Annotated in this window: 30 protein-coding genes; 20 read left to right on the top strand and 10 right to left on the bottom strand. The window is 62.3% G+C overall.

Annotated elements, in window-relative coordinates; genetic code table 11:
* Positions 1 to 3: 3 nt before the first annotated feature.
* The 11 genes from OH764_RS27055 (at position 4) to lra1 (ending at position 9,271) form a co-directional block, all read left to right on the top strand.
* The gene (locus OH764_RS27055; protein WP_498849198.1) at positions 4 to 909 is read left to right on the top strand and encodes an NAD(P)-dependent oxidoreductase; all 906 of its coding nucleotides are present in this window, start codon (positions 4 to 6) and stop codon (positions 907 to 909) included.
* Positions 910 to 943: 34 nt separating this feature from the next.
* Entirely contained in the window at positions 944 to 1,228 is a 285-nt protein-coding gene (locus tag OH764_RS27050; protein WP_498849197.1) for a YciI family protein, read from the top strand.
* A 27-nt stretch (positions 1,229 to 1,255) separates the two neighbouring features.
* Positions 1,256 to 2,116, top strand: coding sequence for an intradiol ring-cleavage dioxygenase (locus OH764_RS27045; RefSeq protein ID WP_498849196.1), 861 nt, complete (start codon positions 1,256 to 1,258; stop codon positions 2,114 to 2,116).
* Positions 2,113 to 3,207, top strand: coding sequence for a maleylacetate reductase (locus OH764_RS27040; RefSeq protein WP_498849195.1), 1,095 nt, complete (start codon positions 2,113 to 2,115; stop codon positions 3,205 to 3,207). Before OH764_RS27045 ends, OH764_RS27040 begins: the two co-directional genes overlap by 4 nt.
* Before the next feature lie 105 nt (positions 3,208 to 3,312).
* Complete coding sequence (locus OH764_RS27035) at positions 3,313 to 4,383, top strand: SDR family oxidoreductase (protein ID WP_498849194.1); 1,071 nt, start codon at positions 3,313 to 3,315, stop codon at positions 4,381 to 4,383.
* Between the two features lie 74 nt (positions 4,384 to 4,457).
* Positions 4,458 to 4,715: an SDR family NAD(P)-dependent oxidoreductase gene (locus OH764_RS27030; protein WP_498851310.1), complete on the top strand. Its 258-nt coding sequence runs from the start codon at positions 4,458 to 4,460 to the stop codon at positions 4,713 to 4,715.
* Positions 4,716 to 4,775: 60 nt separating this feature from the next.
* Entirely contained in the window at positions 4,776 to 5,033 is a 258-nt protein-coding gene (locus OH764_RS27025) for a hypothetical protein (RefSeq protein ID WP_498849193.1), read from the top strand.
* On the top strand, positions 5,030 to 5,782 hold the full coding sequence (locus OH764_RS27020; protein WP_498849192.1) for an SDR family NAD(P)-dependent oxidoreductase: 753 nt from the start codon (positions 5,030 to 5,032) through the stop codon (positions 5,780 to 5,782). Before OH764_RS27025 ends, OH764_RS27020 begins: the two co-directional genes overlap by 4 nt.
* A gap of 111 nt (positions 5,783 to 5,893) precedes the next feature.
* Positions 5,894 to 7,219 carry an MFS transporter gene (locus OH764_RS27015; RefSeq protein WP_498849191.1) on the top strand — a complete coding sequence of 442 codons (1,326 nt, stop codon included), beginning with the start codon at positions 5,894 to 5,896 and terminating at the stop codon, positions 7,217 to 7,219.
* Positions 7,220 to 7,269: 50 nt separating this feature from the next.
* Positions 7,270 to 8,448 (top strand): L-rhamnonate dehydratase, encoded by a 1,179-nt coding sequence (gene rhmD / locus OH764_RS27010; RefSeq protein ID WP_214879299.1) that lies wholly within the window; start codon positions 7,270 to 7,272, stop codon positions 8,446 to 8,448.
* Positions 8,449 to 8,488: 40 nt separating this feature from the next.
* On the top strand, positions 8,489 to 9,271 hold the full coding sequence (gene lra1 / locus OH764_RS27005) for an SDR family NAD(P)-dependent oxidoreductase (protein ID WP_498849190.1): 783 nt from the start codon (positions 8,489 to 8,491) through the stop codon (positions 9,269 to 9,271).
* A gap of 15 nt (positions 9,272 to 9,286) precedes the next feature.
* Here the strand turns inward: lra1 and OH764_RS27000 are convergent, their stop codons facing one another.
* Positions 9,287 to 10,282: a LysR family transcriptional regulator gene (locus OH764_RS27000; protein ID WP_498849189.1), complete on the bottom strand. Its 996-nt coding sequence runs from the start codon at positions 10,280 to 10,282 to the stop codon at positions 9,287 to 9,289.
* A gap of 127 nt (positions 10,283 to 10,409) precedes the next feature.
* Here OH764_RS27000 and OH764_RS26995 point away from each other — a divergent pair, with 127 nt between their 5' ends.
* The 6 genes from OH764_RS26995 to rhaS all read left to right on the top strand — a co-directional run bounded on the left by OH764_RS26995 (position 10,410) and on the right by rhaS (position 16,402).
* Positions 10,410 to 10,733, top strand: coding sequence for an L-rhamnose mutarotase (locus OH764_RS26995; RefSeq protein ID WP_027798380.1), 324 nt, complete (start codon positions 10,410 to 10,412; stop codon positions 10,731 to 10,733).
* A gap of 54 nt (positions 10,734 to 10,787) precedes the next feature.
* Positions 10,788 to 11,681: an amidohydrolase family protein gene (locus tag OH764_RS26990; protein ID WP_498849188.1), complete on the top strand. Its 894-nt coding sequence runs from the start codon at positions 10,788 to 10,790 to the stop codon at positions 11,679 to 11,681.
* Positions 11,682 to 11,742: 61 nt separating this feature from the next.
* Positions 11,743 to 13,272 (top strand): sugar ABC transporter ATP-binding protein, encoded by a 1,530-nt coding sequence (locus tag OH764_RS26985; protein ID WP_498849187.1) that lies wholly within the window; start codon positions 11,743 to 11,745, stop codon positions 13,270 to 13,272.
* Positions 13,269 to 14,330: an ABC transporter permease gene (locus tag OH764_RS26980; protein ID WP_131318747.1), complete on the top strand. Its 1,062-nt coding sequence runs from the start codon at positions 13,269 to 13,271 to the stop codon at positions 14,328 to 14,330. The genes OH764_RS26985 and OH764_RS26980 overlap by 4 nt, the downstream gene beginning before the upstream one ends.
* Positions 14,323 to 15,339 (top strand): ABC transporter permease, encoded by a 1,017-nt coding sequence (locus OH764_RS26975; RefSeq protein ID WP_498849186.1) that lies wholly within the window; start codon positions 14,323 to 14,325, stop codon positions 15,337 to 15,339. Before OH764_RS26980 ends, OH764_RS26975 begins: the two co-directional genes overlap by 8 nt.
* 55 nt (positions 15,340 to 15,394) lie before the next feature.
* The gene (gene rhaS, locus OH764_RS26970; protein ID WP_020066244.1) at positions 15,395 to 16,402 is read left to right on the top strand and encodes a rhamnose ABC transporter substrate-binding protein; all 1,008 of its coding nucleotides are present in this window, start codon (positions 15,395 to 15,397) and stop codon (positions 16,400 to 16,402) included.
* Positions 16,403 to 16,586: 184 nt separating this feature from the next.
* Here rhaS and OH764_RS26965 read toward each other — a convergent pair whose 3' ends face one another.
* The 5 genes from OH764_RS26965 to OH764_RS26945 form a co-directional block, all read right to left on the bottom strand.
* Positions 16,587 to 17,735 (bottom strand): CmpA/NrtA family ABC transporter substrate-binding protein, encoded by a 1,149-nt coding sequence (locus OH764_RS26965; protein WP_498849185.1) that lies wholly within the window; start codon positions 17,733 to 17,735, stop codon positions 16,587 to 16,589.
* A gap of 9 nt (positions 17,736 to 17,744) precedes the next feature.
* A complete protein-coding gene (locus tag OH764_RS26960; RefSeq protein WP_027775844.1) occupies positions 17,745 to 18,320 on the bottom strand; it encodes an ANTAR domain-containing response regulator in 576 nt (191 codons plus the stop codon).
* Between the two features lie 381 nt (positions 18,321 to 18,701).
* A complete protein-coding gene (infA, locus tag OH764_RS26955; RefSeq protein ID WP_013343004.1) occupies positions 18,702 to 18,977 on the bottom strand; it encodes a translation initiation factor IF-1 in 276 nt (91 codons plus the stop codon).
* A gap of 151 nt (positions 18,978 to 19,128) precedes the next feature.
* The gene (locus tag OH764_RS26950) at positions 19,129 to 19,410 is read right to left on the bottom strand and encodes a hypothetical protein (RefSeq protein WP_027775843.1); all 282 of its coding nucleotides are present in this window, start codon (positions 19,408 to 19,410) and stop codon (positions 19,129 to 19,131) included.
* Between the two features lie 522 nt (positions 19,411 to 19,932).
* Positions 19,933 to 20,151, bottom strand: coding sequence for a hypothetical protein (locus OH764_RS26945; RefSeq protein WP_020066239.1), 219 nt, complete (start codon positions 20,149 to 20,151; stop codon positions 19,933 to 19,935).
* Positions 20,152 to 20,345: 194 nt separating this feature from the next.
* Here OH764_RS26945 and OH764_RS26940 point away from each other — a divergent pair, with 194 nt between their 5' ends.
* Together OH764_RS26940 and OH764_RS26935 are read left to right on the top strand one after the other, a co-directional pair.
* Positions 20,346 to 20,990, top strand: coding sequence for a helix-turn-helix transcriptional regulator (locus tag OH764_RS26940; RefSeq protein ID WP_020066237.1), 645 nt, complete (start codon positions 20,346 to 20,348; stop codon positions 20,988 to 20,990).
* A 29-nt stretch (positions 20,991 to 21,019) separates the two neighbouring features.
* Complete coding sequence (locus OH764_RS26935) at positions 21,020 to 21,223, top strand: DUF1653 domain-containing protein (RefSeq protein WP_498849184.1); 204 nt, start codon at positions 21,020 to 21,022, stop codon at positions 21,221 to 21,223.
* A 49-nt stretch (positions 21,224 to 21,272) separates the two neighbouring features.
* Here OH764_RS26935 and OH764_RS26930 read toward each other — a convergent pair whose 3' ends face one another.
* Together OH764_RS26930 and OH764_RS26925 are read right to left on the bottom strand one after the other, a co-directional pair.
* Complete coding sequence (locus OH764_RS26930; RefSeq protein WP_498849183.1) at positions 21,273 to 21,584, bottom strand: 2Fe-2S iron-sulfur cluster-binding protein; 312 nt, start codon at positions 21,582 to 21,584, stop codon at positions 21,273 to 21,275.
* Between the two features lie 152 nt (positions 21,585 to 21,736).
* The gene (locus OH764_RS26925; RefSeq protein WP_498849182.1) at positions 21,737 to 23,713 is read right to left on the bottom strand and encodes a sigma-54-dependent Fis family transcriptional regulator; all 1,977 of its coding nucleotides are present in this window, start codon (positions 23,711 to 23,713) and stop codon (positions 21,737 to 21,739) included.
* A gap of 397 nt (positions 23,714 to 24,110) precedes the next feature.
* Here OH764_RS26925 and OH764_RS26920 point away from each other — a divergent pair, with 397 nt between their 5' ends.
* Positions 24,111 to 24,401 carry a DUF1488 family protein gene (locus tag OH764_RS26920; RefSeq protein ID WP_498851309.1) on the top strand — a complete coding sequence of 97 codons (291 nt, stop codon included), beginning with the start codon at positions 24,111 to 24,113 and terminating at the stop codon, positions 24,399 to 24,401.
* Positions 24,402 to 24,431: 30 nt separating this feature from the next.
* Here the strand turns inward: OH764_RS26920 and OH764_RS26915 are convergent, their stop codons facing one another.
* Positions 24,432 to 25,733 (bottom strand): NCS2 family permease, encoded by a 1,302-nt coding sequence (locus tag OH764_RS26915; RefSeq protein ID WP_498849181.1) that lies wholly within the window; start codon positions 25,731 to 25,733, stop codon positions 24,432 to 24,434.
* Positions 25,734 to 25,946: 213 nt separating this feature from the next.
* Positions 25,947 to 26,207, bottom strand: coding sequence for a DUF4148 domain-containing protein (locus OH764_RS26910; RefSeq protein ID WP_498849180.1), 261 nt, complete (start codon positions 26,205 to 26,207; stop codon positions 25,947 to 25,949).
* Positions 26,208 to 26,236 lie beyond the last annotated feature (29 nt).

The raw sequence follows: 26,236 nt of genomic DNA, 5'->3' as shown, positions 1-26,236 counted from the left end.
CGAATGACTGATCAAAACAAGGTGAAAAAGCCTTCGATAGGCTGGATTGGCCTCGGCAAGATGGGCACACCCATTGTCCTCAACCTGCTCAAGGCGGGTTACGACGTGGTCGTGTACGACGTCGATCCGGGACGCCTCGGCGAACTCGCTACGCACGGCGTGAGGCCGGCGCCCGATATCGCGGCGCTCGCGGCATCGGCGCAACTCGTCTTTTCCATCATCCCCGATGACGCGGTTCTGTTGAAGGTCGCGCTCGGGTCGCAAGGTGTGTTCGCGAACCTGCCGGTGGGCGCCGTGTATGTCGACATGAGCACAGTGTCGCCGGCAGCATCTGCAGCCGTTCGCGACGCTGCGAAAGAGCGGGGCATCGGCTATATCGCGGCGCCGGTCTCGGGCAGCACCGTCCTCGCGGAGAAGGCCCAGCTCACCGTGTTCGCGTCGGGCCCCAAGGATGCGTTCGACGCGGCGCGCGGTGTATTCGAAGCGATCTCGGCACGCCAGTATTACGTTGGTGAAGACCAGCAGGCGCGCTATCTGAAGCTTGCCATCAATCATCTGGTGGGGTCGACGGCGGTGCTGCTTGCGGAAGCACTCACGCTCGGCAAGAAAGGCGGCCTCGACTGGACCGAGATGCTGACCGTGATCGGCGATAGCGTCGCCGCTTCGCCGCTCATCAAGTACAAGCTCGATCCGCTCAAGCAGCGCGATTTCAAGCCGGCGTTTTCAGCGCGGCAGATGCTCAAGGACATGTCGCTGGTGGTGGATGCCGGCGAAGCCGCAGGCGTGCCGATGGCGGCCGCCGCCCTGGTGCGCAAGCAGTTCGCGGAGTATGTGGACGCGGACGGCGCGGAACTCGATTTCTTCTCGATCGTGCGCGCGGTTGAATTGAGCTCCGGCTTGCACAATTGAGCGCCGCTCGCATCACAACTATCAGGAGTCGCACATGCATTACACCGTTTATTGCCTCGACCATGACGGCATGGTCGAACGCCGCCTGTCCCACTACGACGCCCACAAAGCCTATCTCGCGACGGCGCCGGTCAAAATAGTGATGTCCGGCCCGCTGCTTGCGGCGGACGAGGCGACGATGATCGGCAGCTTCTTCCTCTATGAAGCCGACGACATCGGCCAGGTTGTCCGCTTCAACACGAACGATCCGTTCAACGAGGCCGGCATCTGGAAGAGCGTCGACATCCGCCCGTTTCTCAAGCGCGTCGACAACCGCTGATCCATGCTTCACGACCGATAAATCGCCATGCGTAATCTCGACGAAAACACCATCACTGATGCGGTACTCAAGCGCCACGAAGGGGCGTCCAATGTCCGTCTGAGGGCGGTCATGACGAGTCTCGTCCGGCATCTTCATGATTTCGCACGCGAGGTGCGGCTGACCGAAGAGGAGTGGGAAGCGGGTATCCGCTTCCTGACGGAGGTCGGCCATATCACGGACGGCAATCGTCAGGAGTTCATTCTGCTTTCCGACACGCTCGGACTCTCGATGCTCGTCACCGCAATGGCGAACAGGAAGCCCGTCGGATGCACCGAGGCAACGGTCTTCGGGCCATTTTTCGTCGGCGGCGCGCCAGTGCATAGCAATGGCGACGACATTGCCAACGGTGCCGGCGGCGAGCCATGCTTCGTCTCAGGCCGCATCATGGGGCTCGAGGGCGAAGCTGTGCCAGATGCGCGGATCGAGGTCTGGCAGGCAGATTCGGCTGGCTTCTACGATGTTCAGTACGAAGGCGATACGCACCGGGCGCGGGCAGTGCTGCACAGCTTGCCCGATGGTTCCTATCACTTTCGCTCGATCGTGGCGGAGCCTTATCCGATTCCGCACGACGGACCCGTAGGCAAGCTGCTGGCCGCGCTTGGACGCCACCCGTGGCGTCCCGCTCATCTGCATTTCATGATCACCGCGCCCGGTTATGAGCGGCTTGTGACCCATGTGTTTCGCGACGGTGACCGCTACCTCGATTCCGACGCCGTGTTCGGTGTGCGCTCGTCGCTAATTGCGGACTGGATTCACCATGAAGAGGGAGTGGCGCCCGACGGCACGCGCATGCAGTCGCCGTTCAGCACGCTCGCCTTTGACTTTGTCCTGAACCGTTCATCATGACACCCAGCATCGCGACGCCATTCACCTATTCCACCCGCGCGACCCGCATTGTTTTCGGCGCGGGCTCGCTCGCGCGGCTCAGTGACGAACTCGACGAACTCGGCATCCGTCGCGCGCTCGTGCTTTCGACGCTTGAGCAACGCGCGCTAGCCGAGCGCGTGCGCGAGCTGGGCGGAGGACGCTGCCATGCGATTTTCGATCGGGCAGTCATGCACGTGCCGGTCGAAACCGCCGAAGCCGGTGTCGAGGCGGCTCGCGATGCCGGAGCCGATGGACTGGTCGCGGCAGGAGGCGGCTCCACACTGGGCTTGGCGAAGGCAATCGCGCTGGAGACGAGCTTGCCGATCGTCGCGATCCCCACGACTTACGCGGGCTCCGAGGTCACTCCCATCTACGGGCTGACCGCGAGCAGCGAGAAGAAGACCGGCAAGAGTCATCGCGTTTTGCCGCGCACGGTGATCTATGACGCCACGCTCACGCTGAGCTTGCCAGTGGGGCTGACCGCCACCAGCGGACTGAACGCCATCGCCCATGCGGCTGAGGGCTTGTACGCGCAGGACATCAATCCGGTCATGTCGATGTTCGCGGAAGAGGGCGTGCGCAGTCTTGCGCGAGGCCTGGTATCGGTATGCGAACGTCCCGACGATCTGGCTGCTCGAGAAATCACGCAATACGGTGCATGGCTTTGCGGCACTGTGCTGGGCAATGTGGGCATGGCCTTGCATCACAAGCTGTGCCATACGCTTGGCGGCACCTTCAATTTGCCGCACGCGGAGACGCATGCCGTGGTCCTGCCCTACGCCATGGCGTTCAACCTGCCGTCGGCGCCCGATGCCGCTCAGCGCCTGCGCCGGGCACTCGATATGAGCGATCCAGTGGCTGCGCTCTTTGATCTCGGCCGGGCCCTGGGAACGCCCCGTTCGCTTGCCGAGCTCGGCATTCAGGAGGGCGATCTCGACCGTGCCGCGGAAATCGCGATGCGCTCGCCGTATTTCAATCCCCGCGCACTTTCCCAAAGTGGCATCAGGCAGGTATTGCAGATGGCGTTCGAAGGCGTCCGCCCGACCATGGCGTCGTTTGGTCCTCCGTAAAGTCCGGCTTGAATAGCCGACGGATACACCGTTTCACGCACGCGGCTGCAAAAGCACGAAGCAGGCAGTCGTTTCCCAGATATCTCAACGAGTAACGTTCATTTCATGAAAAATCGCGCTCTTATCATCGGGGCCAGCGGCATCGCAGGCAGCAATCTGGCCGATCGGCTGATCGAGGCCGGCTGGGGAGTCTACGGGCTATCTCGCGGCCGCACACAGGTGTCGCCAGCGGTTCAGCCGATCATTGCCGACCTGGCATCGGCGGAGTCGGTGCGGGCCGCGCTTCACTCGCTCGACGTAACTCACGTGTTCTTCACTGCCTGGGCGAGGCAGGCGACCGAGCTCGAGAACATCCGTGTGAACGGCGCCATGGTCAGCAACGTACTCGATGCGCTCGAAGCCGGGCCGTCGAAACTCGAGCATGTTGCCTTGGTGACCGGACTCAAGCACTATCTCGGCCCCTTCGAGGCTTATGCGACAGGCGCCGTTCCGCAGACACCGTTTCGGGAAGAGCAAGGCCGTCAGAACGTCGACAACTTTTACTACGAGCAGGAAGACCGCGTATTCGCCGCGGCGCGGCGTCAGGGTTTTACATGGAGCGTTCATCGGCCGCACACGATCATCGGATTCGCGGTTGGCAACGCGATGAACATGGGCACGACGCTCGCAGTCTATGCGACGCTTTGCAAGCAAGCAGGACTGCCGTTTATTTTCCCCGGCTCGGCGACGCAATGGAACAGCCTGACCGACATGACCGATGCGCGTCTTCTCGCGCGGCATCTCGAATGGGCCTCGACGTCGGAAGCGGGTCGCAATCAGGACTTCAATGTCGTCAACGGCGATGTCTTCCGCTGGAAATGGATGTGGTCCCGTATCGCAGACTATTTTGGCGTCGAGGCCGTCGCATTTGACGGAGCAGTGCGTCCTCTCGAAAGCCGCATGCGCGATGCGGGCGCACAGTGGAGGCAGATTGCCGCGCGCTTCGATCTCGTCGAGGGCGACATCGACAGGCTTGCATCGTGGTGGCATTCGGACGCCGACCTCGGCCGTCCGATGGAAGTGCTTACCGATATGTCGAAGAGCCGGAAGGCCGGTTTCCTGGACTTTCAGGCGACCGATCAGGCGTTCTTCGATCTGTTTGGCCGGCTGAAAGCACAGCGGATAATTCCCGCGTGATAGTTGCGGCTAGATAGTGCTCGTACGCTAGTCCAGGTCACGGACGTGGGGACGAAGCTCAGGCGACAGCGCTCATCGATGCCACCGTTGACCGCTTCGGTCGTCTCGATGCGCTCACCAATAACGCTACTGTTCTCGTCCCAAGGAAGTTCGCGGACGTCTCCACGGCGGACTGGCGCAAGGTCATGTCCGCGAATGTGGACGGCGTCTTCTTCTGTACACGCGCAGCCATGCCGCATCTCATCAGGTCGCGCGACTCTGTAGTTACCAGGCGATTTGCATCACATCCCTATTCCGCTCTGGCCGCTTCTTCCTTTCTGATCAATCGTTGACAACTCTCCGGCAATAAGGGCAAGTTTGTCGGTTCACAAACGCCGACCGGTGACCCGACGATGGAACGATCCTCCAATAACGCCCTCGAAATGATCGCAGCGGCGGCCGACCCGTTGCGCGTCGGGTTCGTTCTGGTCCCTGATTTTCCGATGATGACCTTCGGCGCCGCGGTCCGATCCGCTTTTGTTATCGACCTTTCCAATTCTCGGATTGTTGAGGCATCGCGTCGCTCGTATATTGGCGTGAAGCGCAACACGGACGCTAACGGCTACAACAACTTGGGCGCGCGGGAACCGTGCGACAGGAGACACAAATGAATCGAATCGATCTGGACGGACGCGTTGTCGCCATTACCGGCGGCGCTCGCGGCATCGGCTACGCGGTGGCGCAACGGGCGCTGCAATCGGGCGCGTCGGTCGCACTATGGGACGTCGACGCCGAACGTCTCGCGCGCAGTCAGCGCGAGCTCAGCGAACTCGGCAAGGTGACGGCAGTGACCGTCGAGCTCACACAGGAATCGGCTGTGGCGCAAGCCGTCGAACGGACCCTTGCGGATCACGGCGCGATCGACGTACTGGTCAACTGCGCGGGCATTACTGGCGGCAACGGCACCACGTGGGAACTGGAGCCGGACGTCTGGCGCCGCGTGATCGACGTGAATCTGATCGGCCCGTACCTCACGTGCCGCGCGGTCGTTCCGCAGATGCTGAAGCAGGGCTATGGGCGGATCGTGAACATCGCGTCGGTGGCGGGCAAAGAGGGCAACCCGAACGCCTCGCATTACAGCGCGTCGAAGGCGGGGCTGATCGGCCTCACGAAATCGCTTGGCAAAGAGCTTGCGACGAAGAACATTCTCGTCAATGCGGTCACGCCCGCTGCGGCCAAGACCGAGATTTTCGATTCGATGTCGCAGCAGCACATCGACTACATGCTTTCGAAGATTCCAATGAACCGTTTCCTGTTGCCCGAGGAAGCGGCGTCGCTGATTCTTTGGCTCGCATCCGAAGACTGCGCGTTCAGCACCGGTTCGGTATTCGACCTGTCGGGCGGACGCGCGACTTACTGAGCATTCGCGCGGGCGTCCCGGATATGCGTCGCCCCGGAAAATACGAGCCGCACGCAGCACGATATACAAGAACCGCGCAGCCGCCAACGCGAGCTGCGCGAAGGAGACGACATGGACCCGCATGCGAGCGCTTCACTTGAGGCGATCAACAGCAAGGTAATGCGCCGGCTGTTGCCGTTCCTGCTGCTGATGTACGTGCTGGCGTTTCTTGACCGCGCGAACATCGGCTTCGCGCAAAAAGCGCTGCAACACGACACGGGGCTCTCGAACGCAGCGTTCGCATTCGGCGCGGGCGTATTCTTTGTTGGCTATGCATTGTTCGAAGTGCCAAGTAATCTGCTGCTGCATCGTGTCGGCGCGCGTGCCTGGATGTGCCGCATCATGGTGACATGGGGACTGGTATCGGCAGCAATGTGTCTCGCTCATACCTCCACCACGTTCTACACGCTGCGCTTCTTGCTGGGCGTTGCCGAAGCAGGCTTTTTCCCCGGCGTGATCTATTACCTGACGCACTGGTTTCCCCAGCGCGCGCGTGCTCGGGCCGTCGGCATGTTTTATTTCGGCGCACCGTTGGCGTTTATTTTCGGCAGTCCATTGTCGGGCTTGCTGCTCGAACTGAATGGCGCACTCGGTCTCGCGGGCTGGCAGTGGCTCTTTCTCGTCGAAGGCAGCCTGGCAACGCTCGTCGGCGTCTGGGCGTTCTGGTATCTCGACAATCGTCCGGAAAACGCCCGCTGGCTCAACGAGCAGGAGCGCACAAGTCTGCGCTCGGCTCTCGACGAAGACGCGCGTGCGGCATCCGTGCGTGGACCGCATCGCCTTCTCGCCGCGCTGGTGGATCGTCGCGTGCTGCTGCTCTCGCTGATCTATCTGCTGATTCAAATGAGCGTGTACGGCGTGATCTTTTATCTGCCGCAACAAGTCGCGGCTCTGCTCGGCACGACGGTGGGATTTCATGTCGGCCTCGTCGCGGCATTGCCCTGGCTGTGCGCGCTCGTGGTGACCTGGTATGTGCCGCGCAGCGCGGATCGCACGGGCGGTCACCGCCTCTGGGCGTCGGCTTTGCTTGTCGTCGCGGGCCTTGGCATCGGCGTGTCGGGTCTCGCTCATGACCCCGCGATTGGGCTCGCTGCGTTGTGTTGCGCGGCGAGCGGCTTCATCGCGGCTCAACCGCTTTTCTGGACCTTCCCGACACGCCTGCTAACCGGTGCGGCCGCCGCGGGCGGCATCGCGCTGATCAATTCGCTCGGCAGCCTCGGCGGCTTTATTGCGCCCAGCTTGCGCACGGCTGCGGAACACGCGTTTTCCTCGACATCTGCGGGACTGGTCGTGCTGGGCGCGTCGAGTCTCATCGCCGCGCTGCTGATCGGCACGCTGCTGCGTGGTCACGCGCAGGCACCCGGCCAAACCCACGACTTGCTGCACCGCGCCCGCTAAGGGCACATTTCCGGCGACTCGTTCGACGCCTATCACGGAGCCCCTCTCTCATGGCCATGCCTACTATCCGGCACGTGCGTGCCTTCATCGTCCGCGGCGGCGGCGCGGACTACCACGATCAGCCCGGCGGACACTGGATCGACGATCACATTTCCACACCGATGGCGCGCTATCCCGAGTATCGCCAGAGCCGCCAGTCGTTCGGCATCAATGTGCTGGGCACGCTGGTGGTCGAGATAGAAGCAAGCGACGGCACGGTCGGCTTTGCGGTGACGACGGGCGGCGAAATTGGCGCGTTCATCGTCGAGAAACACCTCGCTCGTTTTCTTGAAGGTCAGCTCGTGACCGACATCGAGAAGATGTGGGATCAAATGTACTACGCGACGCTTTACTACGGGCGCAAAGGCGTGGTTCTCAATACGATCTCCGGCGTCGATCTCGCCTTGTGGGATCTGCTCGCAAAGGTGCGTAAGGAGCCCGTGTATCAGCTGTTGGGCGGTCCCGTGCGCGACGAACTCGTGTTCTATGCGACCGGCGCACGTCCCGACCTTGCGAAGGAGATGGGTTTCATCGGCGGAAAATTGCCGTTGCAGCACAGCCCGGCTGAAGGGGAAGCCGGGCTCAAACTCAACCTCGAAAAGCTCGCGGACATGCGCAGCCGCGTGGGCGACGACTTCTGGCTGATGTACGACTGCTGGATGAGTCTCGACGTGCCGTATGCAACGCGCCTCGCGCACGCCGCGCACGAGTATGGACTCAAATGGATCGAAGAGTGCCTGTCGCCCGACGACTACTGGGGTTACGCCGAACTGCGCCGCAACGTGCCGCGCGGCATGATGGTGTCCACGGGCGAACACGAGGCGACGCGCTGGGGCTTTCGCATGCTGCTCGAAATGCAATGCTGCGATCTGATCCAGCCAGACGTCGGCTGGTGCGGCGGCATCACCGAGCTGATCAAGATATCGGCACTTGCGGATGCTCATAACGTGATGGTGGTGCCCCATGGCTCGTCCGTGTATAGCTACCATTTTGTCGTCACGCGTCATAACTCGCCTTTCTCCGAGTTCCTGATGATGGCGCCCAAGGCCGACGAAGTGGTGCCCATGTTCACGCCGCTTCTGCTCGACGAACCGGTGCCCGTCAACGGACGAATGAAGGTGCCGGACACACCGGGCTTCGGCGTGAGGCTCAATCCGGAATGTGCGCTGGTGCGACCTTATCCGCGTTGATGGCTGCCGTAGTCAGGATCACCCAGCAAAGGAGAGTGACGTGCTTCTCAAGGACAAGGTCGTGATCGTCACCGGCGGCTCACGCGGCATTGGCCGCGCGATTGCCGTCGCGTGCGCAACGGAAGGCGCGGATGTGGCGATCAACTACTGGGGCGATAACGACGCGTCGTACGGACGCCGTTCCGCGGTCGCCGAAGTGGTCGAGCAGATCGAAGCGCTCGGGCGGCGCGTGATCGCAGTGGAAGGCAACGTTGCTGCGCGCGAAACAGGTCAGCTACTGGTGCGCCAGACCGTCGACGCATTCGGCAAGGTCGACGTGCTCGCCAGCAACGCGGGCATTTGTCCATTCCATGCGTTTCTCGACATGCCGGCGGAGGTGCTGGAGTCGACAGTCGCGGTCAATCTGAACGGCGCGTTCTACGTCACGCAGGCGGCCGCGCAGCAGATGAAAGCGCAAGGCACTGGCGGGGCGATTGTGGCGACCAGTTCGATCAGCGCGCTAGTGGGCGGCGGCATGCAGACGCATTACACGCCGACCAAAGCGGGCGTTCATTCGCTGATGCAGTCATGCGCGGTTGCGTTGGGACCGTACGGCATCCGCTGCAATTCAGTCATGCCCGGCACGATCGCAACCGATCTGAACGCCGAAGATCTCGCCGACGAAGCGAAGAAGGCCTACTTCGAAAAGCGCATTCCGCTGGGCCGGTTGGGCCGTCCCGAAGACGTGGCCGAATGCGTGGTGTTCCTCGCGTCCGACCGCGCGCGTTATGTGACGGGTGCGGCGTTACTGGTGGACGGCGGCCTGTTCGTCAATCTGCAATGACGCGCGATGCGGAAATCAACTGACCGGAGCGGAAGCAACAGCGGCTTGCGCGGACGCAGCGGTATCCTCGCGCGTAAGAAGCCGCGAGAAGCCCCGCAGCAGTTCAATGAAGCGCAGCGCGGGTTCGGCGAGCGTTTCTTCCTTGCGCGTGAGAATGCCGAAGCCCGCAAGGCTCTTGCCGATCTCGAGCGGCAGCGCGACGAGCAGCTTGCCGCGCAAATGATCGCGGACTACCGACTCCGGCAGCATCGCCACAGCATCGTAGTTTTCCAGCAATTGCAATGTGGCGAAGATCGACGCGCATTCGGTGAGATTGACCGGCGTGGCAAGCCCCGCACGCGCGAGTTCTTCCTCGAACAGCACGCGGGCCGGACTGCTCACCGGCTGCGCAACCCAAGGCCAGTCGATCAGTTCGCGCAGCGTCATGCGCGCGCGGCTCGCAAGCGGATGCACCGAGCGCACGACGAGCAGCAAGGTCTCGCGCGCGAGCGGTTCGAAACTGAAATCGTTGTGTTGCAGCGGACTCGTCAGGCGTCCAAGCGCAAGGTCGACTTCGCGGCGATGCAGCAATTGCACGACCTGGTCGCTGGTCTCGCCGAGAATACGCACGTTCAGCAACGGGCTTTCGGTTTTCAACGCGGCGACGGCCATTGCCATCAGATCGGGCGCTGCGCCCATGATCGCGCCGACGGTCAACTGTCCATGTCCGCCGCGTCGTTTGACTTCCAGGTCTTCGGCGAAACGCGTGAGTTCGGCGAGCGCACGCCGTGCATAGGCCAGCGTGACGACGCCAAGCGGCGTGGGTGTCATGCCGCGCGCGTTGCGCTCGAACAGCAGGAAGCCGAACGCCTCTTCGATATCGCCCAACATGCGGCTGGCGCTCGGCTGTGCAACGTTCACTGCTTCCGCAGCCTGGTGGAGGTTGCGTGCGTCGTCGAGCGCGACGAGCAGCGCGAGGTGCTTGAACTTGAGCCGATTGACGAGTGCGACAGTTGCTGAGAGTTGGCTCATGGTTGCCGTGCGATTCGGTTTGTGGATCGCCCAATCCCAACAACGGATTGAGATGCTATCGACGCACGAATTATAGTCTTTGCAGGCGCTTCGCCGCGAAGGCGCCCATAACGACGAGACAGCCGCAATGGAGACAATCGCTTTCCGGATGGTGCTCAACCCCGGCATGCGCGAGGAGTACGAGCGCCGTCACGCCCAGATCTGGCCAGAGCTTGTTGACGCGTTGCACAACGCGGGCGTGCGCGAGTACCGGATTTTCTTCGATCCCGGCACCGATCATCTATTCGCCGTGCTCACGCGAACCACGCATCACACGATGGACGCGCTCCCTGAGCTCGAAGTCATGCGCAAATGGTGGGATTACATGGCCGACATCATGCATACAGCGCCGGATCACACGCCGCATCAGCAACCACTCGAACAAGTGTTCCGCCTGAGTTCGCTCGGCTGAGGTTTGGGCTGACGTTCGCGCTGACATCCACGCTTGAAACGACGGAGGCATCGCATGCAGGTTGTCGATTCGCATATTCACTTGTGGGACCTGAAGACGCATCGCTATCCGTGGCTGGAAAATCCTGGCGTGTCGTTTGTTGGCGATGCGCGCGACCTGAAGCACGACTATCTGCTCGCCGATCTGCTCGGCGAAGCCGGGGATATCGATGTGAAGAAAGTCGTGCATGTCGAAGCGAATCACGATCCTGCCGACCCCGTCGAGGAAACGCGCTGGCTGCAAGGCATTGCGGATCGTCATGAATCGCGCGGCATGCCGAACGCGATTGTCGCGGCAGTGGATCTGTCTTCAGCGGATGCGCCCGCGTTGCTCGAAGCGCATGCGTCGTTCGCCAATACGCGTGGCATCCGGCAGATTCTCAACGTGCACGAGAACAGGCTGTTCGACTATGTGGGCCGCCATTTCATGCGCGAGCCGCAATGGCGTGAGAACTTTGCGTTGCTGCGCCGTTACGACATGTCGTTCGACCTGCAACTTTATCCGTCGCAAATGGAAGAGGCCGCGGCGTTGGCGCGCGCGCATGGCGACACGCGCTTCGCTGTCAACCATGCCGGCATGTTCGTCGATCGCGACAGCGTTGCCGGCTATCGGGCGTGGCGCGACGGCATGCGCATGCTGGCGGATTGCGAGAACGTCTGCGTGAAGATCAGCGGACTTGCGATGTTCGATCATCAGTGGACTGTGGAAAGCTTGCGGCCCTACGTGCTCGAAACGATCGACACGTTTGGAGTCGAGCGCGCAATGTTCGCGTCGAACTTTCCCGTCGATCGCTTGTTCGGCTCCTACGCGGGTTTGTGGCATGCGTATGCAACGATTGTCGAAGGTGCGAGCGCTGCAGAGAAAGAGGCGCTCTTTTGCGGTAATGCCGAGGGTTTCTATCGCATCTGAAGCGGGTCGCGTGGATACAAGCAGGCCGCGCACGCCATAACGTGAAAGAAGGAGACACGCAGTGCAGCAACCTATATCCGCCGTGCCGAGACTCGAATTGCGGCACGCGAGCAAATCGTTCGGCCGGGTCCGCGCGCTTTCGGACGGCGATCTCTCGCTGTGGCCGGGTGAAGTGCATGCGCTGCTCGGCGAGAACGGCGCGGGCAAGTCCACGCTCGTGAAGATCCTTGCAGGCGTGCATCAGCCGGATAGCGGCGAACTGCTGGTGGACGGCGTGGCGCGCCGCTTCGCCACGCCTGCTCAAGCGCGCGATGCCGGGCTCGCGGTCATCTATCAGGAACCTACACTGTTCTTCGATCTGTCGATCGCCGAAAACATTTTCATGGGACGGCAGCCGGTCGACCGGTTCGGGCGCATTCAATACGACGCGATGCGCCGCGAGGTAGACGGACTGCTCGCCTCGCTCGGCGTCGATCTGCGCGCGGATCAACTGGTGCGCGGCTTGTCCATTGCAGATCAGCAAGTCATCGAAATCGCAAAGGCGTTGTCGCTAAACGCCAATGTACTGATCATGGACGAACCGACAGCGGCCTTGTCGCTGACGGAAGTGGAACGTCTTTTTGCAATCGTGCGCAAGCTGCGCGAGCGCGACGTGGCGATACTCTTCATCACGCACCGTCTCGATGAAGTCTTCGCGCTGACGCAACGCGTCACCATCATGCGCGACGGCGCGAAGGTGTTCGACGGCATGACCGCCGATCTGAACACCGACGCCATCGTGTCAAAAATGGTCGGCCGCGATCTGGAGACGTTCTATCCGAAAGCGGAGCGACCGCCTGGCGAAGTGCGCCTTTCGGTGCGAGGGCTCACGCGCGTGGGCGTTTTCAAGGACATTTCTTTCGACGTGCGGGCAGGCGAAATCGTGGCGCTGGCGGGGCTGGTCGGCGCAGGTCGCAGCGAAGTCGCGCGTGCGATTTTCGGCATCGACCCGCTCGACGCCGGCCACATCCAGATAGGCGGCAAACCGCTCGCGGCTGGCAGTCCTGCCGCCGCCGTGCGCGCAGGCCTCGCGCTCGTACCGGAAGACCGCCGGCAGCAAGGGCTCGCGCTGGAGTTGAGCATCGCGCGCAATGCGTCGATGACAGTGCTCGGCCGTCTCGTCAGACACGGTCTCATCACGACGCGCAGCGAGACGCAGCTCGCTAATCAGTGGGGCACGCGTCTACGGCTGAAAGCGGGCGATCCCAACGCGCCGGTCGGCACGCTGTCGGGTGGCAATCAGCAAAAAGTCGTCCTGGGCAAGTGGCTCGCCACGAACCCGAAGGTTTTGATGATCGACGAACCCACTCGCGGTATCGACGTCGGCGCGAAAGCGGAGGTGTATAGCGCGCTTGCCGAACTGGTGCGCGACGGCATGGCAGTGCTGATGATTTCGAGCGAATTGCCGGAAGTACTGGGCATGGCCGACCGCGTACTGGTCATGCACGAAGGGCGTATCAGTGCGGACATTGCACGCGCCGAGGCCGACGAAGAACGCATCATGGCCGCGGCGCTGGGACAACCGATTCCACCGTTAGGGAACGCGGCATGATGCGCCATTCTTCGACTCATCCCGCGCCGGTCCAGGCGCCGCCGCCTTCGAAGCGCCCGCCGGCCACAGCGGGCGGCTTTGCAGCGAACCTCGCAAAGAGCCGCGAGACGACGCTGTTCGTCGTGCTGATTCTACTGATCGTGGGCACCGCGCTCGCGAGGCCTCAGTTCCTGAATCTGCAGAATCTGCGCGACGTGCTGCTCAATGTGTCGATCATCAGCCTGCTGACTGCCGGCATGACGGTGGTCATTCTGATGCGTCATATCGATCTGTCGGTGGGCTCGACGGTCGGCATCAGCGCCTATGCAGTGGGCAGCCTGTACGTCGCATTTCCGCAGATGCCGGTGGTCGTCGCGCTCGCGGCGGGGCTCGGCATCGGTCTCGTGGCGGGCGGCATCAATGCGCTGCTCGTGGCGGTGGGGCGCGTGCCGTCGCTCGTTGCAACGCTGTCCACACTTTATATATTTCGGGGCGCAGATTATGCGTGGGTGCACGGCGGACAGATCAACGCCACCAGTCTGCCCGATACCTTTTCGCGGCTTGCGACTGGCACCTTCTTCGGCATACCCACGCTTGCGCTTATCGCGCTCGTCGTGCTGCTTGCTCTCGCTATTTACCTGAAGCAGTTTCGCGGCGGCCGTGAGCATTATGCGATCGGCTCGAATCCCGAGGCGGCGCGTCTCGCGGGCGTCAACGTCGAACGACGGGTCATGGCGGGCTTTCTGCTGTCCGGTGCAATTGCTGGCTTCGCGGGCGCACTGTGGCTTGCGCGTTTCGGCACCGTTGACGCCAGCACCGCAAAGGGCATCGAACTGCAGGTCGTCGCGGCTGCCGTGGTCGGCAGCGTCGCGATCACGGGCGGCGTCGGCACGATACTCGGTGCCACGCTCGGCGCGCTCGTGCTGGGCGTGATCAGCATTGCGCTGGTCGTGCTCCACGTCTCTCCATTCTGGGAGCAGGCTATTGAAGGTGCGCTGATCGTCGCGGCCATTACGGCCGATACGTTGCTCGCCCGCTCAGTCGCCAAACGCATGATGAGGAAACGCGATCATGGCTAAACCCGATTCCGCGCTGCTCACGCGCAAACGCGAAACGCCGCTGCAATGGGAAGTATTGCTCGTGATCGTGCTGATTCTGTCGATCGTGCTCGGGCGAGTGCTGTCTCCGGTCTTTCTGACCGGTGCGAATCTCAGCAACGTGTTGGCGGATCTCACCGAGATCGCGTTGATGGCACTGCCGATGACGTTGATCATCGTTGCCGCTGAAATCGATCTGTCGGTGGCTTCGGTACTCGGTGCATCCAGTGCATTGATGGGTGTGCTGTGGCACATGGGCTTGCCGATGCCTGTCGTGATCGCGCTCGTACTGGTTGCCGGCGCGTTGGCGGGCCTGCTGAACGGGCTCGTGATCGTCAAGCTGAACCTGCCTTCGCTCGCGGTGACCATCGGCACGCTCGCGCTTTTTCGCGGGCTTGCCTACGTGCTTCTCGGCGACCAGGCCGTCGCTGATTTTCCCCCGGCCTACACGGCGTTCGGCATGGATACGCTCGGCGGCACTTTTATTCCGTTGCCGTTTGCGATCGTGATCGTCGGCGCGGTGCTGTTCACCGTGTTGCTGCAATCCACCGCGTTTGGTCGCAGCCTGTACGCAATCGGCGCGAATCCGACTGCCGCCGCATTCTCCGGCATCGAAGTCACGAAGATCAGGTTACGCCTGTTCGTGCTGTCCGGTCTGATGAGCGCGCTCGCGGGCGTGGTCTACACGCTGCGTTTCACCAGCGCGCGAGGCGACAACGGCGAGGGCTTCGAGTTGTCGGTGATCGCAGCGGTTTTGTTCGGCGGCGTGAGCATTTTCGGTGGACGCGGCTCGATGATCGGCGTGCTGCTGTCGCTGCTGATTATCGGTGTGCTCAAGAACGCATTGACGCTCGACGACGTTTCGAGCGAGACGCTCACCATCGTCACCGGCGTATTGCTGCTTGCATCGGTGCTGATACCCAATCTGGTTGCGCGCTGGCGCGCGGCGCGTGACCGGCGTTTCATCGCGAGGTCCGCTTCTTCTCAATAACGTCATCATCAAACCCGGACAGTACAACGTCCAACTACACGGCAGGAGACACTTCATGTTCAAACCACTACGTCACACCGGCGCGGCGGCGCTCTGCGTTGCGTTGCTCGCGATCAGTTGCGCGGCGTCCGCCGCGGGCCTGAAAAATGGCCTGAAGATCGCATTCGTGCCGAAGCAGATCAACAACCCATACGAAGTGATTGCCGACGACGGCGGCCTCGCCGCGATCAAGGAATTCGGAGGCGTGGGCAAGGTGGTGGGGCCGTCGGATGCCGGGGCGTCGTCGCAGGTGCAGTACATCAACACGCTGATCACCCAGCGTCAGGATGCAATCGTGATTGCGGCCAACGACGCCAACGCGGTCGTGCCGTATCTGAAGAAGGCGATGTCGCAAGGCATCAAGGTCGTTACCTTCGATTCGGACACGGCGCCCGAGGGTCGTCAACTGTTCGTGAACCAGGCGAACGCGGAAGGCATCGGCCGTGGTCAGATTCAACTCGTGTCGAAACTGATGGGCGGCGAGGGCGAATTCGCGGTGCTGTCCGCGACGCCGAACGCGACCAATCAGAACACGTGGATCAAGTGGATGCAGGAGGAGTTGAAGAAGCCTGAGTACTCGAAGATCAAACTGGTGAAAATCGCTTACGGCAATGACGACGATCAGAAGTCGTTTGTCGAAACGCAGGGGTTGCTCCAGGCGTATCCGAACCTGAAGGCGATTGTCGCGCCCACCACGGTCGGCATTGCGGCGGCGGCGCGTTACATCTCGTCGTCGTCGAGCAAGGGCAAGGTCGCGGTAACGGGGCTCGGCACGCCGAACCAGATGCGCGCGTTCGTGAAAAACGGCACGGTCAAGGCATTCCAGTTGTGGGATCCGAACGAGTTGGGCTATCTCGCCGGCTACGCGGCGGCAGCGCTCGCGTCGGGAACGATCAACGGCAAGGAGGGCGAATCGTTCGATGCGGGTAAGCTCGGCAAGCGCACCATCGGTCCGCAAGGCGAGATCATTCTCGGACCGCCGACAACGTTCGATGCGAGCAATATCGACAAGTTTAATTTCTGAGAGCGGGGCTGAGCTCCGGGGGGCGCAGCGTTCGCGATGGAGAGCGAGGTGCGCAGGAAGCGGGGCGATAGAGCGCTGGTGAGCGCTGGTGCGCCTCGCGCATTGTTTGATGACACCGACCTGAGTATCTGCGTCTATCGCTCTAACCTTGCTCCGGATCGGAGTCCGGGCCCGGCATGCAAGCTTATCGTCGAACGTCGAATGCACGCGCAAAACCAGCGGACGGCGTCGCGCTGTCCCACACCTTGCCGTCCATGAACGTTCGGGATTTCTCTTGCGCGGCCACCGCCACCTTCACCTGTGCGGCGGCTTCGCGATAAAGCTGCGTCTGGTTGATGCTCTCCGCGATCTGCGTGTAATCGCTGCGTGCGTCGATCATGCCCCAGCGCTCGAACTGAGTCAGGAACCACGCGCCTTCGAATGGGTGAGGGTAATTCACCTCTCCGTTGTCGAAGAAGCGCATCGGCAGACCGCGCGGCACGGAGGCCGGAATCCTGTCGCCGAAGCGCGCCGCGATCAGAGCCTCGTCGATGCCGATATAGTCCGGCCTGGCGAGCCAACGCGCGATTTCAGTGCGGTGACCGGGGCCGTCGAGCCAGCGGCACGCTTCGAGCATCGTCTGTACGAGGGCGCGCGCCGTGTTCGGATTTGCGCTCACAAAATCGCGCCGGCATGCGAGCACTTTCTCGGGGTGGTCGGGCCACACTTCGCTCGTATACGCGACCGTTCTGCCGACGCCTTCCGCCTCGGCCATCGCGTTCCACGGCTCGCCGACACACAGGCCGTCGAGTTTGTCGTCCGCGAGCGCCGCGACCATTTGCGGCGGCGGAATCACCACGCTTTCAATGTCGCGCAACGGGTGCACGCCCTGCGCAGCGAGCCAGTAATACAGCCACATCGCGTGCGTACCGGTCGGGAACGTCTGCGCGAATACCGGCTTGCGTCCGAGTGTAGCGAGCGCTTTGGGCAAGTTGCCATGTTCGGCGAGTGCATCCGCGAGACGGCTCGACAGTGTGACCGCCTGGCCGTTGCGGTTGAGTACCATCAGCACGGCCATGTCGGTTTGCGGACCGCCCAGCCCGAGTTGCACCCCGTAGACGAGGCCGTAAAGCGTGTGCGCCGCATCGAGATCGCCGGATAGCAGCTTGTCGCGCACCGCTGCCCACGAAGGCTGGCGCGACAGTTCGAGCGTGAGGCCGTGCGCGTGACCGAATTCAAGCAGCTTCGCGGCGATGAGCGGCGCGGCATCGGCGAGCGCCACGAAGCCGAGCCGCAGGTGGGTCTTCTCCAACGGCGCTAATGCTGACGATGCGAGGTGACTGGCAGTGTTCATGGACGTGCTTCACTTGAGCGATTCAGCCGACGCGACGACCGCGCGCGCGACCTCGGCGAGCTTGACGCCCTGATTCATCGCGCGTTTGCGCAGCGTGGCGTAGGCGGCGTGCTCGGTGATTTTCTGCTGATCCATCAGCAGGCGTTTGGCGCGGTCGATCAGCTTGCGCTCCGCAAGTTCGTTCTCGACTTGCGCGAGGCGTTCGCGCAACTGCGATTCCTGCGCGAACCGCGCAAGCGCGACTTCGAGAATCGGCGCAAGCCGTTCGGTTTCGAGTCCTTCGACGAGATAGGCGGTCACGCCCGCGCCGACGGCGTCGCGGATCAACTGCTGGTTGGCGTCGTGACTGAACATCAGGACCGGGCGCGGCGCGGTCGCATTCATCACCGCGAGCTGTTCGAGCGTGTCGCGCGAAGGCGAGTCGGTATCGATGATGATGACGTCCGGCCGTTCGCTCTGAACCACGCTATGCAACGCGTGCGGCGTCGCGGTGCTGGCGAGCATCTCGTAGCCGAGGCGTGCGAGCGCGTCACGCAGGTCGCCTATCGGCTTGTCGGTATCGGTGACGAGGAGAACACGCAGCATGGAGTAGTGGCAATCGACGACTGACCATCATTTAAGCAACGTCTATGCCATTAACCGCTAAGCGTTGGTCTGCGGGCAACTCGGGAATTCAACGCAAGCCTGATGACTGAAGTCATGCACCATGAAGGGGCGTGCGAGAGCCATGCACCGAAGCGGCGCGAGAGCAATCGACCATGTGGGTACAGCTAAACAAGGAGAGCGCACGAAGCGCGATTGACATCGCAACGATCGTCGCGACGAACTGCTGAGATAAAGCGCCGCCGCTGCGCGCCGCTCAGATTCGACCGGAGCCGAACCGGAGAAGGCGCGCGAAAGGCTGCGCGAACAACGTTGCTGCAGGGGCACGCCAGCTAGCCCGAATGGGGCCGCGTGCCGTTCGCCTTAACGGCGACGGAATTGCGAGTTGCTACGGGCAGCGCCGCCACCGCCTGCGCGCTCGTCTTTGTGACGGAAGTTGATCCGTCCTTTGGTCAGGTCGTAGACCGACAGTTCCAGCGTCACGCGGTCGCCCGCGAGAATACGAATATGGTTCTTGCGCATGCGTCCGGACGCGTAAGCGCCAACTACAACGCCGTTGTCGAGCGTCACGCGGTAACGACTGTCCGGAAGTACTTCGTCGACGATACCGTCAAGTTCAAGCAGTTCTTCTTTCGCCATGCATAACTCCTGGTCGATGGGATAAGGGGTGCGCGACGCCTTGCGGCGGCGCTGCATCTGATACGGTTGCCGGCGGGCTCGAGGCCGCCGCTTGCGGCACCGGCTTATGCGCCGATACTAGTGCCGCGCGTGTTGCCGCGGCTCGTGCCGCTCAAAGATCGGCGACCGACTGGCCATCCACGCGGCCGTCGATCAGTTGTTCGGCGTGAGCCATGCACGCAATGCGCGCCTTGCCCGTGCCGTCGAACGGAAACAGATACTGCAGGCGGAACACCCGGCCCTCGGCCGCCGCATTGGCGCCGACACGGCAGATGCGCACCGACGCGTCGTAGCCTGCGTCCGGGTTGCGGCTCGTCTGACCGTCTGTGGGACGGCGCGGATAGACGAGCGGGTGAATCTCATAACCCTTGTACGTCTTGACTGCTGAGTTCATAAGCATATAAGTATCCTGTATTACGTGGCCGGTGTGTCACGCGTGTTACGCGCGGCACGACTGGCCGGGCAGCGCAGCACCTTGAGGCGCGCCGCCATGGAAAAAGGTTGGCACAGGCCCAATGGGAAGGGCTTGAGCGCGCCGCGCAAAGTCGCGGATTCGATGGAGAAAAAACACGCTGATGTCGCGCGGACAGCGGGTGGGAAGCGGAAACCCGTTGAACAACACAGCTGCACAACTCGCGACGGCTAATGCAGGCGGCGCATTGCCGGAGTGACGGGATCGCCGGCGGGCGGCGGCCGAACAGTCGGGGATGTTGCGGAGATGCCGCGAAAAATGCCGGGTTGAGACTGCCAGTGCTGCAAATGCGGAATACGACTATTCCAATATGATGCACTAAATAGGGCTAATTGGATAGCAAAAAGTTCCCCGCACGAACAGACCGCCCGGCAGGCGGGCGTCCGGCGGGACGCGAGAAAGCGCCAAAGAGCGCAAAAGACCAGGAAAGACCGGAAAAGCCGGCTAGCCGGAGGTCTCGGCAATGCGCTTCTGTAATTCGCGGGACGCCGCGAGCGGAATGCGCGCGTCATCCCACGCGGCGAGCCATTCGACTTCCTTCGACGTAAAAATCTGTCCGTGATTGCGCAGCGCGTATTGCAGCGAATCGATGATGTGGTTGCGAATGATTTCCGGCGTTCTCTTGTCGTCGAGCACGGCGCGAAATGCTTCGAGCGTTGCCATCTGCTGCTCCGTGAAGTAGATCGCCTTTTATCGCACGAAAAAATAGCGCTTGCCACGAGGACAAAATTCGCCGCGCTCCGCCGGCCATGCGGGTGGCTACAATGGCGAGTTGCCGGGCGGGCCGCACGTCGCTGAACTGCCCGATTTTCGATCATTCGCCTTCAACACAGCGCCCTCGAACGCTGCCATTTTCAATGCGCCAGACAACCGTGTCTCCTGTGAAAGACCTGCTGCTCGAGCGTTACGCTCCCATCGCCGACGGCATCGCTGCGCTTTTCTACCCGTGCGCGGAGGTTGTGATTCACGACTTGCGGGATCAGACCATCGCCTACCTCGTGAACAATCTGTCGAAGCTCGAAGTAGGCGGACCCTCGGTGCTGGACGAAGTGCACTATGCGGCGCGCGGCCGCACCATCGGCCCGTACGAGAAGCTCAATTGGGACGGCCGCCGCATGCGTTGCGTGAGCAACATCCTGTTCGACGACAACGGCAAGCCTGCCGGCATGCTGTGCATCAACTTCAATATTGCGGTGTTCGAAGATGTGCGCTCCACGCTCGATCTCTTCATTCGGGGTGGCAATCTGACCGATGCTCCTGCCGAAGACCTCTTTCGCGACGACTGGCAGGACCGGATCAATACTTACCTGCACACGTGGCTGCGCGAGCGGCAAATCGGCATCAACGCGCTCACACGCGAGCATAAGCGCGAAATCGTCGAGGCGCTGCATGCGCAGGGCGCGTTTCGCGGACGCAGTTCAGCGAACTATGTGGCCGCCGTGCTGACGATGGGGCGTGCGACCGTCTACAAAATTCTGAAGCAGATGAAAGAGGGCGGCTGAATCTGGCGCTTCCTCACAAGGACTATTCAATGGTGCAGACCACACGTTACCGGCATTACAAAGGCGGTATTTACGAACTGATATGCGAGGCGACGCTGGAGTCGGACCCGGCTGTCACGATGATCGTCTACAGAGCGGCCAACGGCACGATCTGGACGCGCCCGGCGTCGGTGTTCTTCGAGCTCGTGGAGCATGAGGGCGCGAAGATGCCGCGCTTTGCTGCGATAGAGTGAACGCGCGCACACCGGACGCATCAGCATCGGGGATCTCGCGTCGCGTTGTTTAGCGTGATGGCGGGATTTCTGTCGCTTCCGGTACTTCAATCACTACGTCGGTTTCAGCGATCGCAACGCACGGCAAGATGTAGCCTTCCTGTTTTTCGTCACGGCTGAGTCCAGGCCATTCGATCGTATAGCGCACGCGTCCGGCCGTCATTTTGCACAGACATGTGCGGCAAGTACCGTTGCGGCACGAGCGGGGCAGACGCAGGTTCGCAAAGCCGGCGGCTTCGAGAATCGTCAGCGTATCGGGTGCTTCGAAGCTGCAGCCGAGCGGCTCCACGCGAACGAGAGGCGGGCGGTTTTGATCGGACATCGTGAGAATGTGTGGCTGGACGCGTCACACTTTACACGGCGGATGGACAATGCGCGGGGTCAACAGGAGGGCGGCGGCAGTGTGGACGTTGTGATGCGAGCACTCTGATGGCAGCGGAAAGCACTAAGCAACAACCCCGCAGCAACAACACCCTAATGAGCCGCCCCACCGCGCCGCAAATATCGGTACACCGTATTGCGCGCGAGCCCCAGTTCTCGTGCCGCGGCCGATACGTTGCCGTCGAGGCGCGCCAGCGTCTGCGCGATCAGCGCGGCTTGCCAGTCGTCCATTCGCGAAGGCTGAAGTGTGTGTGCGCTGCCTGCATCGCCTGTCGCATCATCAGCGGCTCCGGCAGTTGACGGCGCGTTGTCGTCGGCCGCCGCATCGTCGCAATCGTGCAGAAAGTCTTCGGGTAAATCGTCGAGTTCGATCTGCTCCGTGCCCTCGGCCATGATGCTTGCGGTACGCAGTACATTGGCCAGTTGCCGCAGATTGCCGGGCCAACGGCATTGCATGAAGCGCTCGAGAACCGCCGCAGAAACGCGGCGCGGCAAGCCGTCGGCCTCGGGCTGGAGTTCGAGCATTCGCCCGACCAGCGCGGCGAGATCCGTGCGCTCGCGCAGTGCGGGCAAGGTCACTACGAGTCCATTGATCCGGTAGTACAGATCTTCGCGGAAGGTGCCTTCTGCGATCATTGCGCGCAGATTGCGGTGCGTCGCGCACACGATCCGCAGGTCCACCGGAATCGCGCGAGTACCGCCGAGCGGCAGCACCGTGCGTTCCTGCAGCACGCGCATCAGCCGCACTTGCTGGGCGAGCGGCATATCGCCGATTTCATCGAGAAAGAGCGTCCCGCCGTCGGCTTGCACGATCTTGCCGACGCTGCCCCGCTTTTTAGCGCCGGTGAACGCGCCGTCCTCATAGCCGAACAACTCCGCTTCGATCAACGTATCGGGCAGCGATGCGCAATTCAACGCGACGAACGGCGCCGCGCGCCGCGGCGAATCGTGATGGATCGCGCGCGCGAGCCACTCCTTGCCGGTGCCCGTTTTCCCGAGGATCAGGATCGGAATGTCGCGGCCGCGAACCTTGGCCACGCGCGCCAGAATCGCGGCCACTTTCGCGTCGCCGGTGTCGAGCGTTTCAAGCGTAGCGAGGGGCGCCGGATTGGCGGTATGCGGCACACCACGCACACTTTTCGACGTAACGCTGCGCGACCCTTCCGTTGCGCCGATTGACGGCGTCACATAACGCTGCGCGGCATATTCGCCGCGCGCGACGACCCGCACGCCGCTCGGCAACGTGAGCACGGTGTTCTCGCCGGTCGCGCGAGCGATCTGCTGCAACACGTGGGCGAAAGGGACGCCGAAAAGCGCGTGGAACGGTTGTCTCTGCAAAGCGGCGAGCGGCTGGCCGAACTGGAACAACGCGCTCCTGTTTGCCGAGAGAAACGTACCGTCCGCGCCGAACGCGGCAAGTCCTTCGAAGAGCGTACCAATGAATTCGGCGCGCGCGTGGAAGTGCACGCGGACCGCATCGGCGAATTGATTGGAGAACAGATGATTCTCGATCATCTGCGCGGACATGCGCACGAGCGCGAGCGTATGTTTGTGAAAGCCGCGTGTGTCGCCGCTGACGTCGAGTGCGCCGATGGTATGCCCGAACGGATCCGCAATCGGCGCGCATGAACAGGTGAGAATACGGTTAGCGTGCAGAAAGTGTTCATCTGCATGAACGACGGTCGGCTGCGCGTCGACGAGCGCAGTGCCGATAGCATTCGTGCCGCGATCGGCCTCCGCCCACGATACACCCGGACAGAGCGCGACACGGTTCGCCTTCTCGACGAAATCGCTGTCGCCGAGACTATGCAGGATCACGCCGCGGCTGTCGGTCAGCAGCACCATGCTTTGGGTATCGACGATCTGCGCGTGCAGCGTTTCCATGACCGGCAATGCGTGCGTATAAAGCGACTGATTGCGATCCACCAGTTCGCGCAGTGCAAGCCGGTTCAGCGGATGAAAATCCGGCGCTTCCGATGCGCGCAGCCCGAGTTCGACCGAGCGCGCGTGAGCTTGCGCGATGACGTCGGGCCGACCGACGGTGGGCGGCGTTGCAGTGCGATGGGTCAAGGCATGTCTCCGGTGATCGGACAGGCGGGTACATTGCCCGCCTTTCGATGCCGCAGCGCAGCATGCACGCTTGCGGCCCAACACCGATAGTACAGGACGTCAACGGTTGTGCGCGGCAGGGAAAATACCGCGGCGGCACGACGCACCGTGCACAATCTGTGCGCGCCCCGCACCGCGATCATGCAAACAAAAAGGAAAACTTGCGCCGCGCGCGAACTCGTCTAAAGTGAATCAAATCATCCTCGCGGGGCGCGAACTGCGTCCGCATGCGACGGATGACGAGCCCGCGTCGCCAGCATTAGACAAGGAGGAAGAAGCTGAAGGCGCGACCAGCTTTAACCGGCGTGCGCATTACCCATGCGAATCATGCGCAGTGCCCAACTTCCAGGTGACTCCCATGCAGATCCTTTTCCCGAACGAAAGTCCTGAATATTCAGGTCGCGAACTCACCCTGGCGTTTCCGGCGCTGGTCGATGGGCAGAGGGTCGAGTGCACGATCACCGCGGAAGCGCTGGAAGATCACTTTGGTGCCGCTTCACCGCGTCTCGAAGACATGGTGGGCGCGTTCGACACGCACCGTGAGCGAATCGAAGCAGCCACGCGGCGTCTGCTGTCGGAAACGAGCGCGCAGTGCGTCGTGCTGCGAAGCGGCTATGTGCGCTTTTATGAAGCGAACTGGCGTGCCTGAGGAGAGCGGCACGCCGGGCCCGGTGTGAGCTTACTCGCTGCCGAGATAGAAATAGCGGAACAGAAAAATCGCGGCGATGATCCACACCACCAGCTTCACCTGACGCGCGCGGCCCGTGAGCAGCTTCAGCCCCGCATACGAGATGAAACCGAACGCCACGCCATTGGCGATGGAGTAGGTGAACGGCATCAGCAATGCGGTGAGCGCGGCCGGTACGACTTCGGTTGCGTCGTCCCACGGCAGGTCGACCATTTCGCGCAGCATCAGGCACGACACGTAGAGCAGCGCCGGCGCCGTCGCGTAACCGGGCACCACGCCCGCGAGCGGCGCGAAAAAGAGCGCCGCGAGGAACAGCACGGCCACGGTAATCGCGGTGATGCCGGTGCGCCCGCCTGCCTGGACGCCCGACGCGCTCTCGATGTAAGCAGTGGTGGACGATGTGCCCAGCATCGAACCGGCCAGAATGGCAGTGCTGTCAGCCAGCAGCGCGCGGTTCAGGCGGTGCATCTTGCCTTCCACCAGCAAGCCCGCGCGATTGGCCACGCCCATGAGCGTGCCGGTTGCATCGAACAGTTCGACGAGGAAGAACACCAGAATCACGTTCAGCACGCCCGTAGACAATGCGCGGCGAATGTCGAGCTGAAACAGTGTCGGCGAAATTGACGGCGGCGCCGAAACGATGCCGTGAAACTGGTTGCCGCCAAAGAAAAAGCTCAGCACGGTCACGCCGACAATGCCGATCAGAATTGCGCCGCGCACGCGTAGGTAGTCGAGCGTGACGATGGCAAAGAAGCCGATGACCGCGAGCACCACATGCGGGTTATGCAGATCGCCGAGCGTGACGAGCGTGGCCGGATTGCCGACCACTACGCCCGCCGTCTTCAGCGAAATGATCGCGAGAAAGAGGCCGATGCCGCCGGTAATGGCAATGCGTATGGAGTGAGGAATGCCGGTGACGATCACTTCGCGCACGCGAAACAGCGTGACCACGAGGAACAGGCAACCGGAAACGAACACTGCGCCGAGCGCGGCTTGCCACGTGAAACCCATGCCCTTGACCACGGTGTACGCGAAGTACGCGTTCAACCCCATGCCGGGCGCGAGCGCTATTGGGTAGTTCGCATAAAGGCCCATGATCAGCGAGGCCAGCGCCGCGACCAGACAGGTCGCAACGAACACGGCGTTTTTCGGCATCCCCGCGTCGCCCAGAATCGCCGGGTTGACGAAGATGATGTAAGCCATGGTCAGGAAAGTCGTCAGGCCGGCCAGCACTTCCGTGCGCAGGTTTGTGCCGGCCGCGTCGAGGCCAAAGTAACGTTTTATTGAATCCATATGGCGGGTCTCTCGTCGTAGGGGCGAGATGATACCTTGCCAGCGCCCCCGCCGCAGCCGCAAGCGAATTTACGATGTCGCGCTGAGATGGCCCAGAAGGCCGAAGCCGGAATCAAGCTAAGAACGGCAGGCTGCATTCGAGCCGCCCGCCGCTCGCGACCGTTGCGATCGCGGGTGCGGGGCAGCGCAGCCTGCCGTTCGGCAGAGCGATGTTTATTGCGTGACGCTCGGCGCCGGTTGCTGCGCGCGCCGTTCGGCGACGATGCGTGCGGCGCGCTGCGCGTTGTACGGGTAATTGATCCAGTCGAGCGGGTCATAGCCGGCGGCGCGCCACTCGACCAGATCGGCCTTGACCTCGGCGCGCGTCTTCGGCGCAGAGGGATCGTAGGCGCGGGTTGACGACTGCGCAAACGCGGCGCTCATGCTGGCGGCGGCCAAGAGCGCGCCGGGTACAAATCGAAAGAACACTTTCATGACGGGCTCCTTCGGAGCGGTGATAGACG

This window comes from Burkholderia sp. M6-3, assembly GCF_050858985.1.
In the GTDB taxonomy this organism is placed as follows: domain Bacteria; phylum Pseudomonadota; class Gammaproteobacteria; order Burkholderiales; family Burkholderiaceae; genus Paraburkholderia; species Paraburkholderia caledonica.
This window is presented reverse-complemented; position numbering and strand designations above follow the sequence as displayed.